This window comes from Curtobacterium sp. MCBD17_021, assembly GCF_003234525.1.
GTDB lineage: Bacteria > Actinomycetota > Actinomycetes > Actinomycetales > Microbacteriaceae > Curtobacterium.
In genome coordinates, this window is sequence record NZ_QKTS01000008.1 from 117890 (window position 1) to 141154 (window position 23265).

The 23265-nt window shown below is 71.8% G+C and carries 17 protein-coding genes; 16 read left to right on the forward strand and 1 reads right to left on the reverse strand.

Annotation, left to right across the window (positions count from 1 at the left end):
• The first annotated feature begins 21 nt into the window (after positions 1 to 21).
• From DEI83_RS09270 to DEI83_RS09285, 4 genes are all read left to right on the forward strand, one after another.
• Positions 22 to 993, forward strand: coding sequence for a MoxR family ATPase (locus DEI83_RS09270; RefSeq protein ID WP_111081666.1), 972 nt, complete (start codon positions 22 to 24; stop codon positions 991 to 993).
• On the forward strand, positions 990 to 2399 hold the full coding sequence (locus tag DEI83_RS09275) for a DUF58 domain-containing protein (protein WP_111081667.1): 1410 nt from the start codon (positions 990 to 992) through the stop codon (positions 2397 to 2399). Before DEI83_RS09270 ends, DEI83_RS09275 begins: the two co-directional genes overlap by 4 nt.
• A complete protein-coding gene (locus DEI83_RS09280; protein ID WP_146243282.1) occupies positions 2396 to 4873 on the forward strand; it encodes a transglutaminase domain-containing protein in 2478 nt (825 codons plus the stop codon). Before DEI83_RS09275 ends, DEI83_RS09280 begins: the two co-directional genes overlap by 4 nt.
• A gap of 188 nt (positions 4874 to 5061) precedes the next feature.
• The gene (locus DEI83_RS09285; RefSeq protein WP_146243283.1) at positions 5062 to 6843 is read left to right on the forward strand and encodes an FHA domain-containing protein; all 1782 of its coding nucleotides are present in this window, start codon (positions 5062 to 5064) and stop codon (positions 6841 to 6843) included.
• A 1103-nt stretch (positions 6844 to 7946) separates the two neighbouring features.
• On the opposite strand, the gene DEI83_RS09295 is transcribed toward DEI83_RS09285, so the two are convergent.
• Positions 7947 to 8933 carry an asparaginase gene (locus DEI83_RS09295; protein ID WP_111081671.1) on the reverse strand — a complete coding sequence of 329 codons (987 nt, stop codon included), beginning with the start codon at positions 8931 to 8933 and terminating at the stop codon, positions 7947 to 7949.
• Between the two features lie 41 nt (positions 8934 to 8974).
• On the opposite strand from DEI83_RS09295, the gene DEI83_RS09300 reads away from it, so the two are divergent.
• The 12 genes from DEI83_RS09300 (at position 8975) to rbfA (ending at position 23240) form a co-directional block, all read left to right on the forward strand.
• Entirely contained in the window at positions 8975 to 9472 is a 498-nt protein-coding gene (locus tag DEI83_RS09300; protein ID WP_111081672.1) for an OsmC family protein, read from the forward strand.
• 5 nt (positions 9473 to 9477) lie between these two features.
• A complete protein-coding gene (locus DEI83_RS09305) occupies positions 9478 to 10446 on the forward strand; it encodes an FKBP-type peptidyl-prolyl cis-trans isomerase (protein ID WP_111081673.1) in 969 nt (322 codons plus the stop codon).
• Between the two features lie 5 nt (positions 10447 to 10451).
• Positions 10452 to 11537 carry a 1-deoxy-D-xylulose-5-phosphate reductoisomerase gene (dxr, locus tag DEI83_RS09310; protein WP_111081674.1) on the forward strand — a complete coding sequence of 362 codons (1086 nt, stop codon included), beginning with the start codon at positions 10452 to 10454 and terminating at the stop codon, positions 11535 to 11537.
• A gap of 103 nt (positions 11538 to 11640) precedes the next feature.
• Positions 11641 to 12969 carry an RIP metalloprotease gene (locus DEI83_RS09315; protein ID WP_181431146.1) on the forward strand — a complete coding sequence of 443 codons (1329 nt, stop codon included), beginning with the start codon at positions 11641 to 11643 and terminating at the stop codon, positions 12967 to 12969.
• 39 nt (positions 12970 to 13008) lie between these two features.
• Positions 13009 to 14547 (forward strand): cytosine permease, encoded by a 1539-nt coding sequence (locus DEI83_RS09320; protein WP_111081676.1) that lies wholly within the window; start codon positions 13009 to 13011, stop codon positions 14545 to 14547.
• Positions 14544 to 15113 carry a cysteine hydrolase family protein gene (locus DEI83_RS09325; RefSeq protein ID WP_258371141.1) on the forward strand — a complete coding sequence of 190 codons (570 nt, stop codon included), beginning with the start codon at positions 14544 to 14546 and terminating at the stop codon, positions 15111 to 15113. The genes DEI83_RS09320 and DEI83_RS09325 overlap by 4 nt, the downstream gene beginning before the upstream one ends.
• Positions 15114 to 15179: 66 nt before the next feature.
• Positions 15180 to 16310 carry a flavodoxin-dependent (E)-4-hydroxy-3-methylbut-2-enyl-diphosphate synthase gene (gene ispG, locus DEI83_RS09330; RefSeq protein WP_111081677.1) on the forward strand — a complete coding sequence of 377 codons (1131 nt, stop codon included), beginning with the start codon at positions 15180 to 15182 and terminating at the stop codon, positions 16308 to 16310.
• A gap of 149 nt (positions 16311 to 16459) precedes the next feature.
• The gene (locus tag DEI83_RS09335; RefSeq protein WP_111081678.1) at positions 16460 to 18211 is read left to right on the forward strand and encodes a proline--tRNA ligase; all 1752 of its coding nucleotides are present in this window, start codon (positions 16460 to 16462) and stop codon (positions 18209 to 18211) included.
• Between the two features lie 151 nt (positions 18212 to 18362).
• Positions 18363 to 19358, forward strand: coding sequence for a transcription termination factor NusA (gene nusA / locus DEI83_RS09340; RefSeq protein WP_110825089.1), 996 nt, complete (start codon positions 18363 to 18365; stop codon positions 19356 to 19358).
• A gap of 81 nt (positions 19359 to 19439) precedes the next feature.
• Positions 19440 to 19760 (forward strand): YlxR family protein, encoded by a 321-nt coding sequence (locus DEI83_RS09345; protein WP_111081679.1) that lies wholly within the window; start codon positions 19440 to 19442, stop codon positions 19758 to 19760.
• A gap of 74 nt (positions 19761 to 19834) precedes the next feature.
• Positions 19835 to 22696, forward strand: coding sequence for a translation initiation factor IF-2 (infB, locus tag DEI83_RS09350; RefSeq protein WP_111081680.1), 2862 nt, complete (start codon positions 19835 to 19837; stop codon positions 22694 to 22696).
• 76 nt (positions 22697 to 22772) lie between these two features.
• A complete protein-coding gene (gene rbfA / locus DEI83_RS09355) occupies positions 22773 to 23240 on the forward strand; it encodes a 30S ribosome-binding factor RbfA (protein WP_111081681.1) in 468 nt (155 codons plus the stop codon).
• Positions 23241 to 23265 lie beyond the last annotated feature (25 nt).

Sequence of the window (23265 nt, forward strand, 5' to 3'; positions counted from 1 at the left end):
CACCGAAGGAACGACTCCCGCATGAGCATGACCCCGGAGCAGGCCGCCTGGTTCGCCGACGTCGCCGGCCGCATCGTCACCAACGTCGAGCAGGTGCTCCTCGGCAAGACGTTCGTCATCCGCCTGGCGGTCACGGCGATGCTCAGCGAGGGACACCTGCTGCTCGAGGACGTCCCCGGCACCGGCAAGACGAGTCTCGCGCGGGCCCTCGCGCAGAGCGTGCAGGGGGCGACCAGCCGGATCCAGTTCACCCCGGACCTGCTGCCCGGTGACATCAGCGGCATCAGCGTCTACGACCAGCGGGCGCAGGAGTTCGAGTTCCACCGGGGGCCGGTCTTCGCGAACATCGTCCTCGCCGACGAGATCAACCGGGCCAGCCCGAAGACCCAGTCCGCGCTGCTCGAGGCGATGGAGGAGTCCGCCGTCACGGTCGACGGCGTCACGCACCGGCTCGCGCAGCCCTTCATGGTGGTCGCCACCCAGAACCCGATCGAGCAGGCCGGGACCTACCGGCTGCCCGAGGCACAGCTCGACCGCTTCCTCATGAAGACCTCGATCGGTTACCCGGACCACGCCGCGACGGTGAGGATCCTCGAGGCCGCCTCGGCGCCGTCCGTGTCCGTGCCGCTCGCGAGCGTCGTCCCCGCCGCGACCGTCACCGAGATGGCCGCCCTGGCGCGCACCGTCCACGTCGACGCGGTCATCGCGGACTACGTCGCCCGCCTGGTGGACGGTACCCGAGCCGCCAGCGAGGTCCGGCTGGGTGTCAGCGTCCGCGGCGCGATGGGCCTGATCCGTGCGAGCCGTGTCCACGCGGCCGTCAACGGACGCCACTACGTCACGCCGGACGACGTGAAGGCCCTCGCGCAACCGGTCCTCGCGCACCGCCTGGTCCTCGACGCCGAAGCCGAGTTCGACGGGGTCGACGCGTCGAGCGTCATCGCCCAGCTCCTCGTCGAGACGCCCCCACCCGCCGACCGGGTCCCACGGTGACCGATCGCCGGCCCGTCGACACGCGCTCCCGTCGTCCCGTCGCGACGCGGTCGCGTCGTGGCGCGGCGCAGGAACGCACCGGGACGGTCGCCGGCCTGACGAACGTCCGCACGCGTCTCGTCGGGGACCGTGACGACGTCGCCGCCGACGCGGTCGTGGGGGTCGTCCGTCTCTGGCGTACGGCCTGGAGGCTCGCCCGCCGTTCCTGGGACGAGGTGTCGTCGGTGGTCACCGGCCTGGGGTGGACCGTCCTGGCCCTCACGGTCGTCGCGTTCGTCACCGGGTACCGTTTCGGTCTGCGCGAGGTCGTCGTCGTCGGGTGGGCCGGGGCCGTCCTCGTCGTCATCGCGGCGATCGCGCTGCTCGGCCGGTCACGACTCGTGATCCGGATGTCGCTCCCGCAGGCCCGCGTGGTGGTCGGTGGCGAGGCCGGGGTGACCGTCACGGCCGAGAACCCGACGCGCCTGCCCTCGGTCCCGACCACGGTCGAACTCCCCGTCGGCACCGGCCTGGTCGACGTGGTCGTCCCGGCGGTCGCTCCGAACGGGAGCCATGAGCAGCACGTCCCGGTGCCGACGACGCGTCGGGGTGTGCTCGACGTCGGGCCGCTGACGGGGGTCCGGGCGGACCCGGTCGGGCTCGTCCGGCGCGAGGTCGTCTGGACGGCGCGCGAGCAGGTCGTCGTGCACCCGCGGACGATCGCGATCCCCTCGACGAGCACCGGGCTCGTCCGTGACCTCGAGGGCCAGGCGACCACCGACCTCTCCCCGGCCGACATCGCGTTCCACGCCATCCGGGAGTACGTGCCCGGCGACGACCCACGGACCATCCACTGGAAGTCGACCGCCAAGACGGGCGCGTTCATGGTGCGGCAGTTCGAGGACACCAGGCGGTCGCACCTGGTCGTCGGCCTCGGGGTGTCCCGCTCCGAGTTCGACGACGACGAGGAGTTCGAGCTCGCGGTCAGCGTCGCCGCCTCGCTCGGTGCGCGAGCGGTCCGGGACGGCCGCGAGGTGACCGTCGTCGTGTCGGAGCGGACCCCGGAGTTCGCGAAGCGGCCGGTCCGTGCCGTGCAGACACTGCCGACGGTGACCCCGACGCGGCTGCTGGACGCGTTCGCCAGCGTGGGGCTCGCCGACGCGTGCCTGCCGGTGGCCGAGGTCGCGGGCATCGTCGGACGTGACACGGTGGGGATCTCGGTCGCGTTCCTCGTCGTGGGCTCGACAGTGGGCGTCGCAGCGCTGCGGCTCGCGGCCAGCCGGTTCCCGGTCGGTGTCGAGGTGGTCGCCGTCGTCTGTGAGCCGGAGGCGGTGCCGCGTTCGGTGCGGCTGGCCGGGTTGACGGTCATGACGATCGGGTACCTCGAGGACCTCCGGCACGCCCTGCACCGGTCGGTGAGCGCATGAGTGTCGACTCCGGCCATCGGCGTCCACGCGGAGCAGCGCGACGGGACCGCACGTCGCCGGTGCGCCTCGTCGGCGGGACGCTCGCGGTCTGGCTCCTCCTCGCGGTCGCGAGCGTCGCCTGGTGGCCCGTGTACCAGGACACGTCGATGGTCGTCGCGGGCGTCACGGCGCTCGTCGTCGGGTCACTGGTGGCGGTCCTCGGTGCCGTGTCGCGCCTCCCGGCCGCGGCCGTGGCGGTCGCCACGGTCGTGGGGTTCGCCGCGACGGGCGTGCCGACGGCGGTACCGGACGAGGCCGCCGGCCTCCTCCCGACCGGTCGCGGTCTCGTCGACCTGTTCGCCGGTGTCGCCCTCGCCTGGCGGCAGCTCCTCACCGTCGACCTGCCGGTCGGGTCCTACGAGGCGCTCCTGGTGCCGTACGCAGTGTCCGTGCTGCTCGCTGCCGTGACCGGTGTGAGCGTCGCCACCAGGGCCTCCCGTCCGGAACTCGCCAGCCTGCCGGCGCTCGCGCTGTTCGTCGCCGGAGTGGTGGTCGGTCCGTCGCGACTCGAGACGTCCGTCGTGCTCGCGGTGGTCCTGGCGGGCATCGCGCTCGTGTGGGCACTGACCTCCCGGCACGTCCGGCGAGCGGTCGCCGTCGCCGGCACGACCGGCGCGCGCGTCCCGGTCGGCCGGGCGGTCGTCCGGCCGGCCCTCGTCGGCACGGCCACGATCGCCGTGGCAGCGGTGGTCGCGACCGGGCTCGGTCTCGTGGTGACGCCCTCCGCGGCGCGCACGGTCGCCCGGACGGACGTGGTCAAGCCGTTCGACCCGACCACGCAGGTCAGCCCCCTGAGCGGGTTCCGGGCCTACCAGCGGTCGGACGAGGCCGACCGGACCCAACTGACCGTGAGCGGCTTGCCGGCAGGGGGCTTCGTGCGGGTCGCCACGCTCGACACGTACGACGGCGTCGTCTACCGGGTCGGTGGACCGGACGGGGCGGCGGCGTCCGGGTCCTTCGAGCGGGTGCCGACGTCGGTCGACACCCGCGACGTCCGCGGCACCCGGGTCCGGGTCGACGTGCGCGTGAACGGCTACCGGGGCGTGTGGCTGCCGACCGTCGGCGACCTCGAAGCGGTCACGTTCCGCGGCGCAGCAGCCGACGAGGAGCGCTCGGCGTTCTTCCTCAACCGCTCGACCGGCACGGCCGCCCTCCTCGACGGGGTCACGGGTCGGACGCGCTACTCGCTGTCCGCCGTCCTGCCCGACCAGCCGACGGAGGACGAGCTCGTCGACGCCCGACCCGGCGACGCGGTCGTGCCGACGCCCCGCTCCGTGCCGGACGCTGTGCGGGACGTCGTGCGGGCCGACACCGACGACGGCACGGCCCCGGGGGCGCAGCTGGTCGCGGTGCTGCGGGCGCTCGCGCGCGACGGGTACGTGAGCCACGGGGTCGGAGACGACCGCCCGAGTCGGAGCGGCCACGGCGCCGACCGCATCGAACAGCTGCTCACCGCGCAGCCGATGGTGGGGGACCAGGAGCAGTACGCGGTGGCCGCAGCGCTGATGGCGCGGGAGATCGGTTTCCCAGCGCGGGTCGTGCTCGGGTTCACCCCCGGTGGCGACTCCGGAGCACCGGCTGACACGACGGTCGACGACACCACGACGTTCCGCGGATCGGACGTCACGGCGCGCATCGAGGTCGACACCGCGCAGTGGGGGTGGGTCATGCTCGACCCCAACCCGGACGTGCGGGAGATCCCGGACGAGTCGGAGCAGACGCCGGAACCCGTGACCCGTCCTGAGACGGTCGTGCCCCCGCCTCCCGCCGAGCCGCAGGAACAGGACCAGCAGACGCCGCCGGACGCCGACCGCGAGACCCCACCCACGCAGCCGCTCTGGTTGCAGGTCCTGCTCGCGGTGCTCCCGTGGGCACTCGGCGTGCTCGGTCTCTCGATGGTCCTGCTGCTCCCTGCCGCTGGCATCGTGCTCGTGAAGCGGCTCCGCCGGAGGCGACGGCGCCGTGCTCCGGATCCCAGAGCGCGTGTGGTCGGAGCGTGGGACGAGTACCGGGACGCCCTCCTCGACGGTGGTCACGACGTCGTTCCGACCGCCACCCGTCAGGAGGTCGCGTCGACCGCGCCGGGCTCGGACGGGGCCACCCTCGCCGCGGGTGCCGACGCCGCGGTCTTCGGTCCGGCCGACGTCGACGACCAGACCGCCGAGCGGACCTGGGCGATCGCCGACACCGCGATCGTCGCGCTCGGGTCGGGGCGTGATCGTCGTGCCCGGTTCCGGGCGGCGACCTCGCTCCGCTCACTGCGGTCACGGCGTCCGGCGTGGTCCGTGCCGTCGAGGCACGCGGCGGAACCGGCGGAGTCAGCGCCGGCGGGGCCTCCGGCGGCCGTGGGAGGCGCTCCGAGCGGCGGTGACTACGATGTCCGGAGGCCGGAAGCACCTGGCGAACGGTCGGACGAGGACAGAGGCACCCTGTGATCAGATGCGAACACTGCGGATCGACGCTCCCGGAGGGAGCGATCTTCTGCGGTGAGTGCGGACGAGCCGTCACGACCTCGGCAGCGCGTCGCACTGCACCCGTCGAACCCGTCGACCGCGGGACCCCGCCGCCCCTGCAGCAGCCGGGCGCGCACGGGCGGAGTACGGACCAGGCTGCCGACGCCTGGTTGCCGGAGTCGACCCTCGACCCCGCGACCCGTGCCTGGTTGACCGGCACCGACCGCGGTGCGTCCCCCGCCCGGCAGACCGAGGGGACGGACGGCGCGCTCGCTGATCACGAGGCTCCGCCGACCGACGCGACCGCGGTCGCCCCCGCCCCGTCGGCGGACGCCGACCACCACGACCTCGCGCCGCGCAGCGCACCGACGCACGTCCACGGCTCCGGCACCGGCCTCGGGGACTGGACCGGACGCTCGGCCGCTGCGACGGACGACGTGTCCGCCGAACCGACGCTGGATCCCGATGCCTTCACGGCCGAGGTGGTCGCTCCGCAGGACGACCCCGAGGTACAGCGCGCCGACGCCTGGGACGCCGGAGCCGGCACGCCCGACGCGGGCAGCGCGCCGGCGTGGGAACCGCCCGCCGCCCCTGCTGCGCCCACGTCCGGTCCCTCGTGGTGGATCGGCCGTGCGCCGTCCGTCGACGCCACCGGTGGTCCGGCGAGCGATCGCCGCGTCACCGACGACACCGCGTCCGACACCCTGTCCGACGATGCGCCCCGCCCCGGTGACACCGCCGCCTTCCAGCCGCTGGCCGAACGTCGGACCCCCCGCCCGGCACCGCTCGTCGCGCCCGGCAGCCAGAGCACGACCTGTCACGTGTGTGGCCACACGCTCGAGCCCGACGACATCTTCTGCGAGGAGTGCGGGTCGGTCCGTCCCGCCGTCACGGCCGCCTTCACCGGTCCGGTGATGCCGTTGCCGCTCACCCGTCCGGACTGGGCCGCCGACGAGGAAGCCCTGCGCAGCGCGGTCTCGGACGCCCACGAGTTGACCGAGGAAGAGGACGGGCTGCCCGCCGAGGGGTCCGACGTGCACGACGCCGGTGACCAGGACGACACAGTGCGCGTCGGAGCCGACGGCACGGACGGTGCTGCCGGGTCCGATGGTCCGGCCGACGACGGAGTGCGGGACGGTTCCGGCGGTACTGGTGCGGGCGACCACGCCGACCGACTCCCGGCCCCTGGCACCGCCTCGGACGGTGCTCCTTCCCCCGACCCGGAGATCTCCAGCGGGGCCGCGGAGGGTGGCGCCGCCTCGGACGGTCGCCGTGACCCGGCGGGTTCCGGCGATCCCGGCGAAGGCGACGTCACCGGCGAAGGCGACGTCACCGGCGAAGGCGACGTCACCGGCGAGGCGACGGACTCGTCGCTCGACGTTCCGGACCACGACCAGGCCACGGAGACCGGAGCGGATGCCCGTACCGAGACCGACGTGCACCTCCCGCCCGCCGCCGCGCCGCTTCCCCCGGTCGCCGCGCCGCTCCCGCCGGTCACCCCTGCGTCACCGACGGGTGTAGCGGAGCGCACCGAGGCCGTGACGGACGAGGACGCCAGCGCGGACGAGGACACGAGCGCGGACGACGACGTCGAAGCGACACGGATCGTCTCCCGGGCACCTGCGCAGGCACCGTTCCTGCTCCACTTCAGCACCGGCGAGCGTCTCGGTGTGCACGGATCCGCGCTGCTCGGCCGACTGCCTCGGCCCGAGGCCGACGAACAGTTCGACGGTCTGCTGACGATCCGCGATCCCGGTAAGTCGGTGTCGAAGACGCATCTGGAACTCGGACGGGAGGGCGACGACCTCTGGGTCTCCGACCGGTACTCGGGCAACGGCACGATGATCCGACACATCGACGGCTCGATCCGCCGGTGCGAGCCAGGACGTCGGTACCGCGTCGAACGTGGTGCCCGCGTCGACATCGGGGAGCAGTTCTTCCTCGTCCAGTGACGCTGGTCGGTCGATCGACGCCGGGTCGTCCGGTCCTCCACGGAGGGTCGACGACCGAGGGGGCTCCCCACTCCACAGGGCTCGGCGACCGTCCGCACCATCCACAGTCGCTCGCCGGGAGCGACGACGTGGTCCCTCGTGGGCTGGGATCGGTGCATGAGCCCACGTGTCACGCGTCGCATCGTCTTCGTCGTCGCGTTCGTCGTCGCGGTCGGTGCGATGGCCGCCACCGGAGCGAGTCGTCCGGTGCTGCTCGTCGCGGCAGTACTGAGCGCGATGATCGGCCTCGCCGTACCCTCGACCGGCGGAGCGGACGACGTGCGGACCGTCGTCGTGCCGGCCCCACAGGAGCAGCCGGGCGGGGGAGCCGGAGACGCCGACGCACCATGCGCCCGGACCGGGCCCGAGACGGGCACGCTCGAGGGAGACCCGCCACAGAACGGGCGTCTCCTGGTGCTCGGGCGGGACCCGGCAGGACGGGCGATGACGGCCGACCCTGCTGCAGGAGTGCTCGTCCGAGGCCGGGGCGCACTGGCACGTGCCGTCTTCACCGCACTCGCCGACCAGCTCGACGGCCTCCACCCCACCGGTGCTCCGGCACCCGCGGGTCCTCGTGCATCCCTGCGCATCGCGGCTGACGTCGGCGTCCTCGGCGATCGGGGCGTCCGGCACACGATGCCGGAGGGGAGCGCCGCCGCCTCGCTGCTGACCGACCACGGTGCCCTGCTCGGGACCGTCGTCCTGGTCCCGGGCCTGGGATCCACGCCCAGACGCTGGGGGACCGTGGTGGAGGTCACGCGCTACGGGTGCCGCCTCCGGACCGCCGAGACGGACATCGGCGCGGGCTCCGCGCGGAGCGGTGGCAGCACGCAGTCGAGCACCACGCGACCGGTGGGCGCGGACACCGAACGTGACGAGGGTGCCGCGGTGGGAGCGGGGCCGGACCAGGGCCCGTCCCGCGACGGCGACGGGGTCGTGCTCGCACCGACGCTGCCGCTCCTCGTCGTGCCGACCGGAGCGAGCAGTCCCCTCGTGACCGCATCGTCGGCGGGACCCGGGCCGGTCGAGCCCGTTCGCCACGAGCCCGATCAGCGCACCGCAGGTCAGCGCAGGCCTGCGCCGACCCGGATGGCCCCGACGGGCGAGCCGCCACCGAGGACGCGCTCCCCGGTCACCTCGAGCACGCCGGCGGCGGCGTCCGCATCGACCAGGCCGTTGCGCACGAGCAGCGTCAGGGCCGCGAGCGTCCCGGCGCGCAGGGCACCGTCGAGGACCTTGACGGCGACGGCCGGGCCGCCCGGCACGCCCATGACCATGACGCCCTCGGCGCCGAGCTTCGCCAGCAGGCCGAGCCGCTCGATGGTGACGGTGTTCGCACGCCCGACGCCGTCGATCGCCCAGGGGTCGGCCAGGACGGCATCGGTCAGGGCAGCGGTGTCCTCGTCCGCACGGGAGACGACCCCGGCGATGCCCCGGGCCAGCCCGGTGAGTGTGAGCGGGAAGACCGGTGCTCCGCAACCGTCCGTCCCGACGAGGTCGACGACCTCACCGGTGGCGTCCTCGACCGTGCTCCGGACCGCCTGCTGCAGCGGGTGCTGGATGTCCAGGTAGGTCGACTCGTCCCAGCCGTGGACACGGCACGCGGCGAGCATCCCCGCGTGCTTCCCGGAGCAGTTCATCGCCAGACGACGGGGGCCGCTCGTGTTCCGCGCGGTGTCCCGGTCGAACGGCAGGTCCGGCGGGCACCCCAGGTCCTCCTCGACGTGGTCGAACCGCTCGAGCATCCGGAGTGCGAGTGACTGGTGGGACGGCGTCCCGGCGTGGCTCGCGGTCGTCATGACCAGCTCGTCACCCGCGAACAAGGCGCCTGCGCGGCGGATCGCGAGCGCTTGGAGGGGCTTCATCGTCGAGCGCGGGTAGATGCTCGCGCCGGCGTCACCCACGGAGTCGAGCACCGTACCGTCCGGACCGACGACGACCCCCGCTCCGACGTGGCGACTCTCCTCGAAGCCGGAGCGGTCGAGGACGGCCAACTCGACCGACCCGTCGGCGGTGAGAGGATGACGGTCGGTGCTGGTGGCCGTGCTCATGGCGCGATCCTACCGACCACCTCCACGACGAAGGGACCGCGATGAACGACCACTCCTACGAGGTCTCCGTGCGCTGGACGGGCGACCGGGGGACCGGCACGAGCGGGTACCGCGACTACGGCCGTGACCACCTCGTCAGTGCCGACGGCAAGCCCGACGTCCTCGGCAGCGCCGACCCGACCTTCCGCGGCGACCGGGACCGCTGGAACCCGGAGGAGCTGGTCCTCGCTGCCCTCACCCAGTGCCACATGCTGAGCTACCTGCACGTCGCCGTCACCCGTGGCTTCACCGTCGTGCAGTACGACGACCGTGCCACGGCGAGCCTCGACCTCCACCGCGACGGTTCGGGCGAGCTCACCGGGGCCGTCCTCCGTCCCGTCGTCACCATCCGGGAAGCCGACCGTGTCGAGGACGCCGTGTCCGCACACGCCGAAGCGAACCGCCTCTGCTTCATCGCACGATCGGTGGCGTTCCCCGTCCACCACGAGCCCGAGATCGTCGTCCTCGGAGCCGACACATCGGTGGGTACGGCAGGATGACCCGTGTGAAGCGTCTCCGTCTGCTCCCGATCGCCCTCGTGCCCGCCGTGGTCCTCGGCCTCGCGGCCTGTTCCGGCTCCGGCTCCTCGGACGCCTCGGCGTCCGCCACGTCGACCCCCGGCGCGACGGCGACGCCGATCTCGTCGTGCCCGAAGCCGGGGAAGGCGTCGGACTCGATCACCGCCACGGGTGCAGTCGGCGGGTCGACCGCGCCCGAGGTGACGTTCGACGACGGCCTCTCCGCCGCCCCGCCGCAGGCGACCCGGACCGTGGAGGGCAAGGGCGACGCACTGGCCGACGGCGACTTCGTCCAGGTCGCGTACACGGCGTACGACGCGAAGGACGCGAAGAACCTCGTCACCGTCGGCTTCGACCAGGGCAACCCGCAGGTCCTCTCCGTCGGCGGCACCGGCTTCGGCGCGCTCCTCGCCTGTGCACACGTCGGTGACCGTGTCGCCGTCGTCGGGCAGGCAGCCGCACTCGGCTTCAACACGAGCGGGTCGATCGTCGTCGTCGCGGACGTCGTCGAGCAGACCCCGACCAAGTCGACCGGCACGCCGCAGGACCAGGACCCGGCGCTCCCCACGGTGGAGGACAAGGCGGACGGCGAGCCGGAGATCACCATCCCGGACACCGACGCTCCGACGAAGACCACGGCCGAGGTCATCAAGCAGGGCGACGGTGACGTCATCGAGGACGGCGACACCGCGCTCGTGCAGTACAAGGGCGTCGCGTACGAGGGCGGCAAGGAGTTCGACTCCTCGTGGTCGAAGGGCTCGCCGACGACGTTCACGATCTCGAACAGCGGGCTGATCCCCGGGTTCGTGAAGGGCCTGGTCGGTCAGAAGATCGGCTCGCAGGTGATGATCGTCGTCACCCCGGAGGACGGCTACGGCGCCAACCCACCGGAAGGCTCGGGCATCCCGGCCGACGCGACCCTGGTCTTCGTGGTCGACCTGCTGGCCAAGGGCTGATCCCGGTGTCGAGCCGCCGCCGCGTCGTCCTCCTCGGGAGCACGGGGTCGATCGGCACCCAGGCGCTCGACGTCATCGCGCGCAACCCCGACCGGTTCGAGGTGGTCGGCCTGACCGCCGGCAGCAACGCCGGAGCCCTCGCTCAGCAGGCCGATCGCCTCGGCGTCCGGGACACGGCGCTCGGTGCCGCCGACGCGGAACGCCTGGTGCGCAGCGTCGAAGCGGACGTCGTCCTCAACGGCATCACCGGCTCCGTCGGCCTCGGCCCCACCCTCGCCGCCCTCGAGACCGGGGCGACGCTGGCCCTGGCCAACAAGGAGAGCCTCATCGTCGGCGGTGCGCTCGTACGGGCCGCCGCCGCGCCCGGACAGATCGTCCCGGTCGACAGCGAGCACTCCGCGATCGCGCAGGCCCTCCGCTCGGGGAGGGACGCGGAGGTCCGGCGACTCGTCCTCACCGCGAGCGGCGGCCCGTTCCGTGGTCGGAGCCGCGAGGAACTCCGTGACGTCACGCCGGCGCAGGCGCTGGCCCATCCGACCTGGGACATGGGTCTCGTCGTCACGACGAACTCCGCGACGCTCGTCAACAAGGGCCTCGAGGTCATCGAGGCCCACCTGCTCTTCGACGTGCCGTACGACCGCATCGACGTCACGGTGCACGCGCAGTCGGTCGTCCACTCGATGGTCGAGTTCGTCGACGGCTCCACGATCGCGCAGGCGTCCCCGCCGGACATGCGTCTGCCGATCGCCCTCGGGATGGCCTGGCCCGACCGCGTGCCGGACGTCGGCGTGCCGCTGGACTGGACGACCGCGAGCACCTGGACCTTCGAACCGCTCGACTCCCGTGCCTTCGGCGCCGTCGACCTCGCCAAGCGTGTCGGCGTGCTCGGCGGGACGTTCCCCGCCGTGTTCAACGCGGCGAACGAGCAGGCCGTCGCCGCCTTCCACGCCGGTGCCATCGGCTTCCTCGACATCCTCGACACGGTGGCGCGGGTCGTGGACGGGCACCGCGCGGGGGAACCGTCCCTCGAGGGCGTCCTCGCCGCCGAGCGGTGGGCGCGGCAGCAGGCCGACCGCATCCTGACCCGCTGAGTCGACGCGCGCCTCCCGGCCGGTCCGTCCTGCCCTGGAGGCTCGCACCACCACCCAGCCCGCGTACGGCTGGGTCATGGTGAGCGTCCCGTACCCTTTCCCGGTGACCGTCGGAACCGTCCTGCTCTTCGTCCTCGGCGTCGTCGTCTTCATCATCGGTCTGCTGGTGTCGATCGGCCTCCACGAGCTCGGCCACCTGGCCTTCGCCAAGCTCTTCAACGTCAAGGTGACCCAGTACTCGCTCGGGTTCGGCAAGGCCGTCTGGTCCTTCCGACGCGGCGAGACCGAGTACGGCATCCGGCCGATCCTGCTCGGCGGCTACATCTCGATGGTCGGCATGCTGAAGCCGCGCGCGTCCGGGCGTGAGATCACGAACACCGGCATGTACTCGGCGTTCGTGCAGGACGCGAGGGCCGCCAGCGCCGAGCAGATCGCGGAGTCCGGTGGCGACGACTCGCGCGCCTTCTACCGACTCACGCCGTGGAAGCGGATCATCGTGATGGTCGCGGGGCCGGCGATGAACCTGGTGATCGGGGTCCTGCTGTTCGGGGTGCTCCTCGTGGGGTTCGGTGCCCCGACCACGACGTTCACGACCAGGGTCGACTGCGTGCTGCCGACGAGTGCCCGGACGACCTGCACGGACGGCGATGCGGTCTCGCCGGCGAAGGAGGCCGGGATCCGGTCGGGCGACGTGGTCGTGTCGGTCGACGGGAGGCGCAACCCGACGATCACCGAGGTCTCCGAGCTGTTCCAGCGCTCCGCGGGGGAACAGCTCACCGTGGTCGTCGAGCGCGACGGAGCCGAGCGCACGTTGCAGGTGACCCCGCAGCTGGCCACCCGGGACGTGTACACCGAGGACGGTGCGGTCGCGGAGAACAGCGACGGGACGACGAAGACGCAGCGGGTCGGGGTCGTCGGGGTGAGCATCGGCCAGACGCTCGTCCGCCAGTCGCCGGCGGCGGTGCTGCCCGCGACCGGTGCCCAGATCGCCGCGTCCGCCCACCTCATCATCGACCTGCCGCAGCGCCTCGTCGCCGTCTGGAACGCGGCGTTCGGCGCACAGGAGCGGGCGCAGGACAGCCCGGTGTCGGTCGTCGGCGTCGGACGGGCGATCGGCACGGTGTCGTCGATGAGCGGCGTCCCCGTCGTGGACAAGGTGTACACGATCCTCGGTCTGTTGGCCTCGCTCAACATCGGGCTGTTCGTGCTGAACATGGTGCCGCTGCTCCCGCTCGACGGCGGCCACATCGCCGGCGCCCTGTGGGAAGCGGTGAAGCGACGCACCTTCCGGCTGTTCGGCAAGGCGGATCCGGGGCCCATCGACCTCGCGAAGACGATGCCGCTGACCATGGTCGTGGTCGTGCTCCTCGCGGGCATGAGTGCGCTGCTCATCTACGCCGACCTCGTGCGACCGGTGGACCTGTTCGGCTAGTCGCCGTCACGGGCCCGGACGAGCACTACGCTGGCGCGCATGAGCGCAGAGCCAGCGGCCCGTCCCCGGTCGTCGACCGTCGAGCAGCCGTCCGCCACGGGGACCCGGGCCGTCGAACACCAGGGGATCGACGTCATCGGCGAGGGTGAACGCAAGGGACGCCCTCGCGGACTCTTCTGGCCGTGGTTCGCCGCGAACATCTCGGTGCTCGGGCTGGCCTACGGCTCGTTCGTCCTCGGTTTCGGGATCTCACTCGAACAGGCGCTGGTGGTGTCGGTCGTGGGCGTGGTGTTCTCGTTCCTGCTCTGCGGCGTCGTCGCCGTCGCCGGCAAACGCGGCTCCGCGCCGACCATGGTGCTGAGTCGTGCCGCGTTCGGTGTCCGCGGCAACCGGCTCCCGTCGTTCCTCAGCTGGGTGTTGACGGTCGGGTGGGAGACCGCCCTCGCCGCACTGGCGGTGCTCGCCACCTCGACCGTGTTCCGCGAGCTCGGGTGGGACGACGGCGTGCTCACGAAGCTCGTCGCACTGCTCGTCGTCGCCGCACTCGTGGTCGGCGCCGGGATCGCGGGCTTCGACGTGATCATGCGGTTGCAGACGTGGATCACCGTGGTGACCGGCCTCCTGACCGTCGTCTACGTGGTGCTCGCCCTGCCCTCGATCGACCTGGGACGGCTCGGGGCGCTGCCGGCGGGGAGCGCGCAGCAGGTCGTCGGCGCGCTCGTCCTGGTGATGACCGGCTTCGGGCTCGGGTGGGTGAACGCCGCCGCGGACTACTCCCGCTACCTGCCGCGGTCGTCGTCGACCGGGGGTGTGGTGGGCTGGACGACGTTCGGCGGTGCGCTCGCGCCCGTGGTCCTCGTGGTCGTCGGCGTCATGCTCGCGGGCTCGTCCGACGACCTCGGTGCGGCGATCTCCGTCGACCCGATCGGCGCCCTCGTGACGGTGATGCCGACCTGGTTCCTCGTGCCGTTCGCCGTCGTCGCGATCCTCGGACTCGTCGGCGGTGCGGTGCTCGACATCTACTCGTCCGGACTCGCGCTCCTCAGCGCCGGGGTCCGGATCCCGCGTCCGGTCGCGGCCGGTGTCGACGGTGTCCTCATGGTGGCGGGGGCGGTCTTCGTGGTGTTCTTCGCGACGGACTTCATCGGCCCGTTCCAGGCCTTCCTCATCACCCTCGGCGTGCCGATCGCCGCCTGGTGCGGTGTGTTCGTCGCGGACGTCCTGCTCCGCCGTCGCGCGTACGCCGAGGGTGAGCTCGACACGCCGCGAGGTCGGTACGGGGACGTGCGGTGGTCCGCGATCGGGCTGGTCGTCGTCGGGTCGGTCCTCGGTTGGGGGCTCGTCACGAACACGACGGCGGGCGCGGAGCTCGTGCACTGGCAGGGCTTCCTGCTCGGGCCGTTCGGCCTCGGCGGCGTGACGGGGCCGTGGGCGTACGCGAACCTCGGCGTGCTCGTGGCGCTGCTCGTCGGGTTCCTCGGCACCCTGCTGCTCGGTCGGGGCGCGGTCCGTCGGCAGGAGTCGCTCCCGGTCACCGAGCCGGTGTCCCGTGTCCCCGAGGGGGAGCTGCACCCGTGATCGATGCGTCCGACCCCACCGACGCGTCCGACCCCGCCGACGGGTGGCTCGTCGTCATCGACATGCAACGGGTCTTCACCGGTGCCAGCCCGTGGGCGGCACCGCGGTACGCCGACGCTGCTGCGGCGATCGAGGAGCTGCTCCCGCGGTTCCCCGGACGGACCGTGTTCACGCGCTTCGTCGCGCCCGAGCGGCCGACGGGTGCCTGGCGGCCGTACTACCGCGACTGGCCCTTCGCCCTCGTTCCCGACACCGACCCGCTGTACGCGCTCACCGAGCCGTTCGCGGGGCGGGCCGAGCGTGGCGACCCCGTCGTCACCGAGACGACCTTCGGGAAGTGGGGGACGAGCCTCCGACGGGTCACGGGGGAGCAGTCGCACCTCGTCCTCGCCGGTGTCTCGACCGACTGCTGTGTCCTCTCGACCGCCCTCGCGGCCGCTGACGCCGGTGTCCGTGTGACGGTCGTCGCCTCCGCGTGCGCCGGCGCGAGCGACGCCGACCACGCACGCGCCCTCGACGCGATGCGCCTGTACGCCCCGTTGGTCACGGTCGTCGACTCCCTGTGAACGGCCCGCACCGCGTTCCGCGGACGAGCGCGTAGAGTTCCCACCGTGCCCGCAGTGAACCTCGGAATGCCGAAGGCCCCCGAAACCCTGGCCCCTCGTCGCAAGTCCCGGCAGATCCGGGTCGGCAAGGTCCTCGTCGGTGGTGACGCCCCCGTGTCGGTGCAGTCGATGACCACGACGCCGACTACGAACATCAACGCGACCCTGCAGCAGATCGCCGAGCTCACCGCCTCCGGTTGCGACATCGTCCGGGTCGCCGTGCCGAGCCAGGACGACGCGGACGCGCTGCCGATCATCGCGAAGAAGTCGCAGATCCCGGTGATCGCCGACATCCACTTCCAGCCGAAGTACGTGTTCCAGGCCATCGACGCCGGGTGCGCCGCGGTGCGCGTGAACCCGGGCAACATCCGGAAGTTCGACGACCAGGTCGGGGCGATCGCCAAGGCCGCGAAGGACGCCGGTGTGAGCCTGCGCATCGGGGTGAACGCCGGCTCGCTCGAGCCGAGCCTGCTGCAGAAGTACGGCAAGGCCACGCCCGAAGCGCTCGTCGAGTCCGCCGTGTGGGAGGCGAGCCTGTTCGAGGAGCACGACTTCCACGACTTCAAGATCTCGGTGAAGCACAACGACCCGATCGTCATGGTGAAGGCGTACCGGCAGCTGGCCGAGCGCGGCGACTGGCCGCTGCACCTCGGCGTCACCGAGGCGGGCCCGGAGTTCCAGGGCACCATCAAGAGCGCCACGGCGTTCGGCATCCTGCTCGGCGAGGGCATCGGCGACACGATCCGTGTCTCGCTCTCCGCCCCGCCCGCACAGGAGGTGAAGGTGGGTCTGCAGATCCTGCAGTCGCTCAACCTCCGCGAACGCAAGCTCGAGATCGTCTCCTGCCCGAGCTGTGGCCGTGCGCAGGTGGACGTCTACCAGCTCGCCAACGACGTCACCTCGGGGCTCGAGGGCATGACCGTGCCCTTGCGCGTCGCCGTCATGGGCTGCGTCGTGAACGGACCGGGCGAGGCGCGTGAGGCAGACCTCGGCGTCGCCTCGGGCAACGGCAAGGGGCAGATCTTCGTGAAGGGGCAGGTCATCAAGACCGTCCCCGAGGCCGAGATCGTCCGGACCCTGATCGACGAGGCGAACCGCCTCGCCGACGAGATGGGCCCGGCGGCCGGCACCGGCAAGCCGCTGGTGGTCACCTCGTAGCTGCACTGGTCGCGACGGCGACCGACTCGGCCGGGAGGCTCTGGCGGCGCCGCCACGGGCCTCCCGCGCCGATCCGCGTCGGCCCCGCAGCGCCGCCCCGCCGTCCACAGACGCGTCGCGCCCTGACCGTGCGCCGCTAGGCTGACGGCGTGGTCACACGGCTCTCACATCTCTTCCTCCGCACGCTCCGCGACGACCCCTCCGACGCCGAGGTGACGAGTCACAAGCTGCTCGTCCGCGCCGGGTACGTCCGTCGCCAGTCGCCCGGCATCTTCGCCTGGCTGCCGCTCGGGCTCCGCGTCCGCTCGAAGATCGAGGGCATCATCCGCGACGAGATGGTCGCCGCCGGTGCGCAGGAGGTGCTCCTGCCCGCGCTCCTGCCGCGTGAGCCGTACGAGGCCACCAACCGCTGGACCGAGTACGGCGACGGCATGTTCCGGTTGCAGGACCGCAAGGGTTCCGACTACCTGCTCGCGCCCACCCACGAAGAGATGTTCGCGCTCCTCGTGAAGGACCTGTACTCCTCGTACAAGGACCTGCCGGTCACGCTGTTCCAGATCCAGGACAAGTACCGCGACGAGGCCCGCCCGCGTGCCGGCCTGCTGCGGGGTCGCGAGTTCACGATGAAGGACGCGTACTCGTTCGACCTCGACGACGCCGGGCTCGAGCGCAGCTACCAGGTCATGCGTGACGCGTACGAGCGGATCTTCGCGCGCCTGGGTCTCGACTACGTCATCGTCAAGGCCGACGCCGGTGCGATGGGCGGGTCGAAGTCCGAGGAGTTCCTGCACCCGATCGCGGTCGGCGAGGACACCTTCGTCCGCAGCGCCGGCGGTTACGCGGCCAACGTCGAGGCGTACGTCACCCCGGTACCCGAGGCGAAGTCGATCGACGGGCTGCCCGCGCCCGTGCTGCTCCCCGCGGCGGACACCCCGACGATCGAGTCGCTCGTCGCGCACGCCAACGCCGTCGCCCCGCGCGACGGCGCCCCCTGGACGGCGGCGGACACGCTGAAGAACGTCGTCCTCGCGCTGACCCACCTCGACGGCACGCGTGAGGTCGTCGTCGTCGGTCTGCCCGGCGACCGTGACGTCGACCTGAAGCGTGCCGAAGTCGCGTTCGCCCCGGCCGAGGTCGAAGCGGCCGGCGACGACGACTTCCGCAAGCACCGCGGTCTGGTCAAGGGCTACATCGGACCGCAGGTGCTCGGTGCCGAGAGCGCGACCGGCCTGCGGTACTTCGTCGACCCCCGGGTCGTCGACGGCACCACCTGGGTCACCGGCGCCAACGAGCGCGGGGTGCACGTCTCCGGCCTGGTCGCCGGGCGGGACTTCACCGCCGACGGTGTCGCCGAGGTGTCCGACGTCCGTGCCGGCGACCCCGCGCCCGACGGTTCCGGCCCGCTCGAGACCGCCCGTGGCATGGAGATCGGCCACGTCTTCCAGCTCGGCCGGAAGTACGCCGAGGCCCTGGGGCTCAAGGTGCAGGACGAGAACGGCAAGCTGGCGACCGTCACGATGGGCTCGTACGGCATCGGTGTCACCCGCATCCTGGCGATCCTGGCCGAGGCGCACAACGACGAGAAGGGCCTGGCCTGGCCCAAGCACGTCGCGCCGTTCGACGTGCACGTCGTCGCCACGGGCAAGGACGCCACCGCGTTCGACCTCGCCGAGTCGATCGTCGCCCAGCTCGAGGGCGAGCGCTTCGAGGTGGTCTACGACGACCGACCGAAGGTGTCGCCCGGTGTCAAGCTCCGCGACGCCGAACTGCTCGGCATGCCGATCGTGGTGGTGGCGGGCCGCAATGCGGCCGACGGCGTGGTCGAACTCTGGGATCGAGCGACCGGCGAGCGTCGTGACGTGCCCGTGGCCGAGCTGGTGGACGCCGTCCGGGCGATCTGACCGAGAGCAACCGCAGCAGGCCTGCGGACCGGGAGGCCCGAGGCGGGATCGCCACGGGCCTCCCGGTCTGCGGCAGCTGCGGTAGGATCGACGACGGCTTCCGCGTGGTCCCATCCGCGGGAGTGACTCATCTGAATACGGAGGCACCTCGGTGAAGATCGACCTCGCAGTCCTGCGACTCATGGAGCGTGAACGGGAGATCCCGTTCGACGAGCTCGTCCAGATCATCGAATCTGCCATCCTGACCGCCTACCAGAAGCACCGTGCTGAGAACGACGAGCCCGTCGACGCCCAGGCGCGCGTGGAGCTCGACCGCAAGTCCGGCGAGGTCTCGGTCTTCGTCCCCGAGCGCGACGAGGACGACAACGTCATCGGCGAGTCGGTCGACCAGCCGAGCGACTTCGGCCGGATCGCGGCGTTCGCGGCCAAGCAGGTCATCAACCAGCGTCTCCGGGACATCGGCGACGACAAGATCCTCGGCGAGTTCCGCGGCAAGGAAGGCGACATCGTCGCCGGCATCGTGCAGCAGGGACCGAACCCGAAGATGGTCATGGTCGACCTCGGCACCGTCGAGGCGATCCTGCCGCCGGAAGAGCAGGTGCCGGGGGAGACCTACACGCACGGCATGCGACTCCGCGTCTACGTGACGAGTGTCGGCCGTGGCAACAAGGGCCCGCAGATCACCGTGTCCCGGACCCACCCGGGCCTGGTCCGCAAGCTCTTCGCACTCGAGGTCCCGGAGATTGCGTCCGGCGTCGTGGAGATCACCTCCCTGGCGCGCGAGGCCGGCCACCGCACCAAGATGGCGGTCAAGGCGAACGAGCCCGGCGTGAACGCGAAGGGTGCCTGCATCGGCGAACTCGGGGCCCGCGTCCGGTCCGTCACGAACGAACTCGGTGCCGAGAAGATCGACATCGTGGACTGGTCGTCCGACCTGTCCACGTTCGTCGCCAGCGCCCTGTCGCCGGCCAAGGTGACGAGTGCGTTCGTGCTCGACGCCTCGACGAAGGCGGTCCGTGCACTGGTGCCCGACTACCAGCTGTCGCTCGCGATCGGCAAGGAAGGGCAGAACGCTCGACTCGCTGCCAAGCTGACCGGTGCACGCATCGACATCCAGCCGGACTCGATCCTCGACGGGGACGACTGACCAGCAGGCGGCGGGACCGGTTCGCTCGTGGCGTGGGGCCGCGGGCGCGCCGGATCGCGGTCGTCGGAGTCAAGGAGTAGAGTGGACGCCGTCAGAACGTGCATCGGCAGTCGTCGCCGTGCACCCCGATCCTCCCTCCTCCGTGTCGTCGCCCTCAGCGACGGTTCCGTCGTGGCGGATCCGAAGGCAGCCATGCCGGGCCGGGGGGCATGGCTCACACCGACCGTCGAAGCGTACGAACTGGCCGTCAAGCGCAGGGCATTCCGCCGTGCGCTCCGGCTGGAGCGTGATCCCGACACGTCCGCGGTGCACGAGTACCTCGCAGGGCTGCAGAGCCCGAACGGCACGGAACCCGAGCGCCCGGACATGACAGAACAGGCTGAACGGCTTATGGACAACTGATGAGCGGCTCGAAATGAGACCCGTCATCCAGTGAGTCCTGCCCCTTGACGGGGTGGGACCCGTGAAGGAGAACAGTGGCTAAACCACGCGTACACGAGATCGCAAGCGAGCTCGGCGTCGACAGCAAGACCGCACTCGAGAAGCTCAAGGAGCTCGGCGAGTTCGTCAAGGGCCCGAGCTCGAGCATCGAGCCCCCCGTCGCACGGAAGCTCCGTGCAGCCCTGCAGGCCGGGGGCGCATCCGCGTCGTCGACGCCTGCAGCCCCCGCCGCCAAGGCCCCCGCAGCACCGCGGAGCGGCGCTCCGAAGCCCGGTGGCCCCAAGCCCGGGCCGAAGCGCCCGGCACCCGCACCGGCACCCGAGCCCGTCGTCGAGGCGGCACCCGTTGCCCCCGCGGTCGACGGTGCCCCGGTCCCGGCCGCGCCGAAGTCGGTCGCGCAGCGCCAGGCCGAGGCCGAGGCGGCTCGCAAGGCCGCCGCCGAGCAGAAGGCCGCCGAGCAGAAGGCCCAGCAGAGCGGTGACCAGCCGAAGGACTCCGGTCCGAGCGACGCGGTGAAGCCCGGTGGCACCAAGCCGTCCGGCGCTGCGCCGAAGCCCGGTGGCCCGAAGCCCGGCGCCCGTCCCGGCAACAACCCCTACGCGTCGAGCCAGGGCATGGGCGCACGTCCGCCGCGCCCGGGCAACAACCCGTTCGCGTCCAACCAGGGCATGGGTCAGCGCCCCGCCGCCGGTGCCGGTGGCGGGAACGGCATCCCGCGTCCGCAGCCGCCGCGTCCCGGTGCTCCCCGCCCGGGTGCCCCGCGTCCCGGCGGTCCCGGTCAGAACAACCGTCCGAACGGCTTCGGGCAGCGCCCGGGCCAGGGCGGCGGCCGTGGTGGCCCCGGTGGTGGCTTCAACCGTCCCGGTGGTGCCGGTGCCGGTGCCGGCGGCGGGTTCGCCCGTCCGGCGTTCACCGGTCCGCGTCCGGCCGGTGGTGGCGGTCGTGGCCGCGGCCCCGGCGGCGGTACCGCTGGTGCGTTCGGTCGCGGTGGCGGCAAGAGCCGTGCCCGCAAGTCGAAGCGGACGAAGCGCGCCGAGTACGAGATGCGGCAGGCGCCGTCGCTCGGCGGTGTGCAGGTCCCGCGTGGTGACGGCAACACGGTCGTCCGACTCCGTCGCGGTGCGAGCATCTCGGACTTCGCGGACAAGATCGACGCGAGCCCCGGCAACCTGGTGACGGTGCTGTTCCACCTCGGTGAGATGGCGACCGCGACCGAGTCCCTGGACGAGGCCACCTTCGAGGTGCTCGGCGAGGAGCTCGGCTACAAGATCCAGGTCGTGTCGCCCGAGGACGAGGACAAGGAGCTCCTCGAGGGCTTCGACATCGACATCGAGGCCGAGTACGCCGACGAGGACGACTCCGTCCTGCAGCAGCGTCCCCCGGTCGTCACCGTCATGGGTCACGTCGACCACGGTAAGACCCGACTGCTCGACGCGATCCGCAACTCCAAGGTCGTCGAGGGCGAAGCCGGCGGCATCACGCAGCACATCGGTGCGTACCAGATCGTCACCGAGCACGAGGGCATCGAGCGCCCGATCACCTTCATCGACACCCCGGGTCACGAGGCCTTCACGGCCATGCGTGCTCGTGGTGCGCAGGTGACGGACATCGCGATCCTCGTGGTCGCGGCGGACGACGGCATCATGCCGCAGACCGTCGAGGCCTTGAACCACGCCCAGTCGGCCGGTGTGCCGATCGTGGTCGCGGTGAACAAGATCGACAAGGAGGGGGCGAACCCCGCCAAGGTCCGGCAGCAGCTCACCGAGTACAACCTGGTGGCCGAGGAGTACGGCGGCGACGTCATGTTCGTCGACGTGTCGGCGCGGCAGAACATCGGCATCCAGGAACTCCTGGACGCCGTGCTGCTCACCGCTGACGCCGGTCTCGACCTGCGTGCGAACCCCGACAAGGACGCCCGAGGCGTCGCGATCGAAGCACGACTCGACAAGGGCCGTGGTGCGGTGGCGACCGTCCTCATCCAGTCCGGCACGCTGCACGTCGGCGACGCGATCGTGGCGGGCACGGCGTACGGCCGCGTCCGTGCGATGGTCGACGAGAACGGCACGCCGGTCGACGCGGCGACGCCGAGCCGTCCGGTCCAGGTGCAGGGTCTGTCGTCGGTGCCGCGCGCCGGTGACACGTTCCTCGTCACCGAGGACGACCGCACCGCGCGTCAGATCGCCGAGAAGCGTGAGGCCGCCCAGCGGAACGCGCAGCTGGCCAAGGCCCGCAAGCGCATCTCGCTCGAGGACTTCACCCGTGCACTCGAAGAGGGCAAGGTCGAGTCGCTCAACCTCATCATCAAGGGTGACGTCTCCGGTGCCGTCGAGGCACTCGAGCAGTCGCTCCTCGACATCGAGGTGGACGACAGCGTCCAGCTACGCATCCTGCACCGTGGTGTGGGTGCGATCACGGAGTCGGACATCGACCTCGCCACGATCGACAACGCGATCGTCATCGGCTTCAACGTCCGTCCGGACGTCAAGGCCCGTGAGCGTGCCGCGCGTGAGGGCATCGACGTCCGCTTCTACTCGGTCATCTACAACGCGCTCGAGGACATCGAGAACTCGCTCAAGGGCATGCTCAAGCCCGAGTACGAAGAGGTCCAGTCGGGTGTCGCCGAGATCCGCGAGGTGTTCCGCTCCTCGAAGTTCGGCAACATCGCCGGTGTCATCGTCCGCTCCGGCACGATCACGCGCAACGCCAAGGCGCGCGTCATCCGTGACGGTGTGGTGCTGGCGGACGGACTCGCCATCGAGTCCCTGCGTCGCTTCAAGGACGACGTCACCGAGGTCCGCACGGACTTCGAAGCCGGTATCGGTCTGGGCAAGTTCAACGACATCCAGATCGGCGACGAGATCGAGACCACCGAGCTCGTCGAGAAGCCGCGCGACTGATCGCACTGAGTACCCCTGGGCCCCGCCCCTCCGAACGGAGGGGCGGGGCCTCACCCCGTTCCGCAAGGAGGAACCCATGGCTGACCCGCAGCGCGCCCGCAAGATGGCGGACCGCATCAAGGAAGTCGTCGCTCGTCGGCTCGACAAGGGCCTGCGGGACCCGCGTCTCGGCTTCGTCACGATCACCGACGTCCGCGTGACCGGCGACCTGCAGCACGCGTCGATCTTCTACACCGTCTACGGCACCGACGAGGAGCGAGCGGACTCCGCCGCGGCGCTCAAGGCCGCGACCGGCATGCTCCGCAGCGAGGTCGGGAAGAACATCACAGCCCGGTTGACGCCGTCGCTCGAGTTCATCGCCGATGCCCTGCCCGAGACCTCGGCGCACATGGAGGACCTGCTCGTGCAGGCCCAGATGCGCGACGAGCAGGTGCGGGCGGCGTCGGCTGGTGCCACCTACGCCGGCGACGCCGATCCGTACAAGCACGACGAGGACGAGGACGAGGAAGACGACGACGCGGGGGCAGACCCCGCGCGGAGCTGAGGCCGCGGACCCGTCGACGCGCCGG

Coding starts and splice junctions, on each gene's coding strand:
- DEI83_RS09270 (WP_111081666.1), top strand. CDS start 22: ATGAGCATGACCCCGGAGCAGGCCGCCTGGTTCGCCGACGTCGCCGGC.
- DEI83_RS09280 (WP_146243282.1), top strand. CDS start 2,396: ATGAGTGTCGACTCCGGCCATCGGCGTCCACGCGGAGCAGCGCGACGG.
- DEI83_RS09295 (WP_111081671.1), bottom strand. CDS start 8,933: ATGAGCACGGCCACCAGCACCGACCGTCATCCTCTCACCGCCGACGGG.
- DEI83_RS09300 (WP_111081672.1), top strand. CDS start 8,975: ATGAACGACCACTCCTACGAGGTCTCCGTGCGCTGGACGGGCGACCGG.
- DEI83_RS09320 (WP_111081676.1), top strand. CDS start 13,009: ATGAGCGCAGAGCCAGCGGCCCGTCCCCGGTCGTCGACCGTCGAGCAG.
- ispG (WP_111081677.1), top strand. CDS start 15,180: ATGCCGAAGGCCCCCGAAACCCTGGCCCCTCGTCGCAAGTCCCGGCAG.
- rbfA (WP_111081681.1), top strand. CDS start 22,773: ATGGCTGACCCGCAGCGCGCCCGCAAGATGGCGGACCGCATCAAGGAA.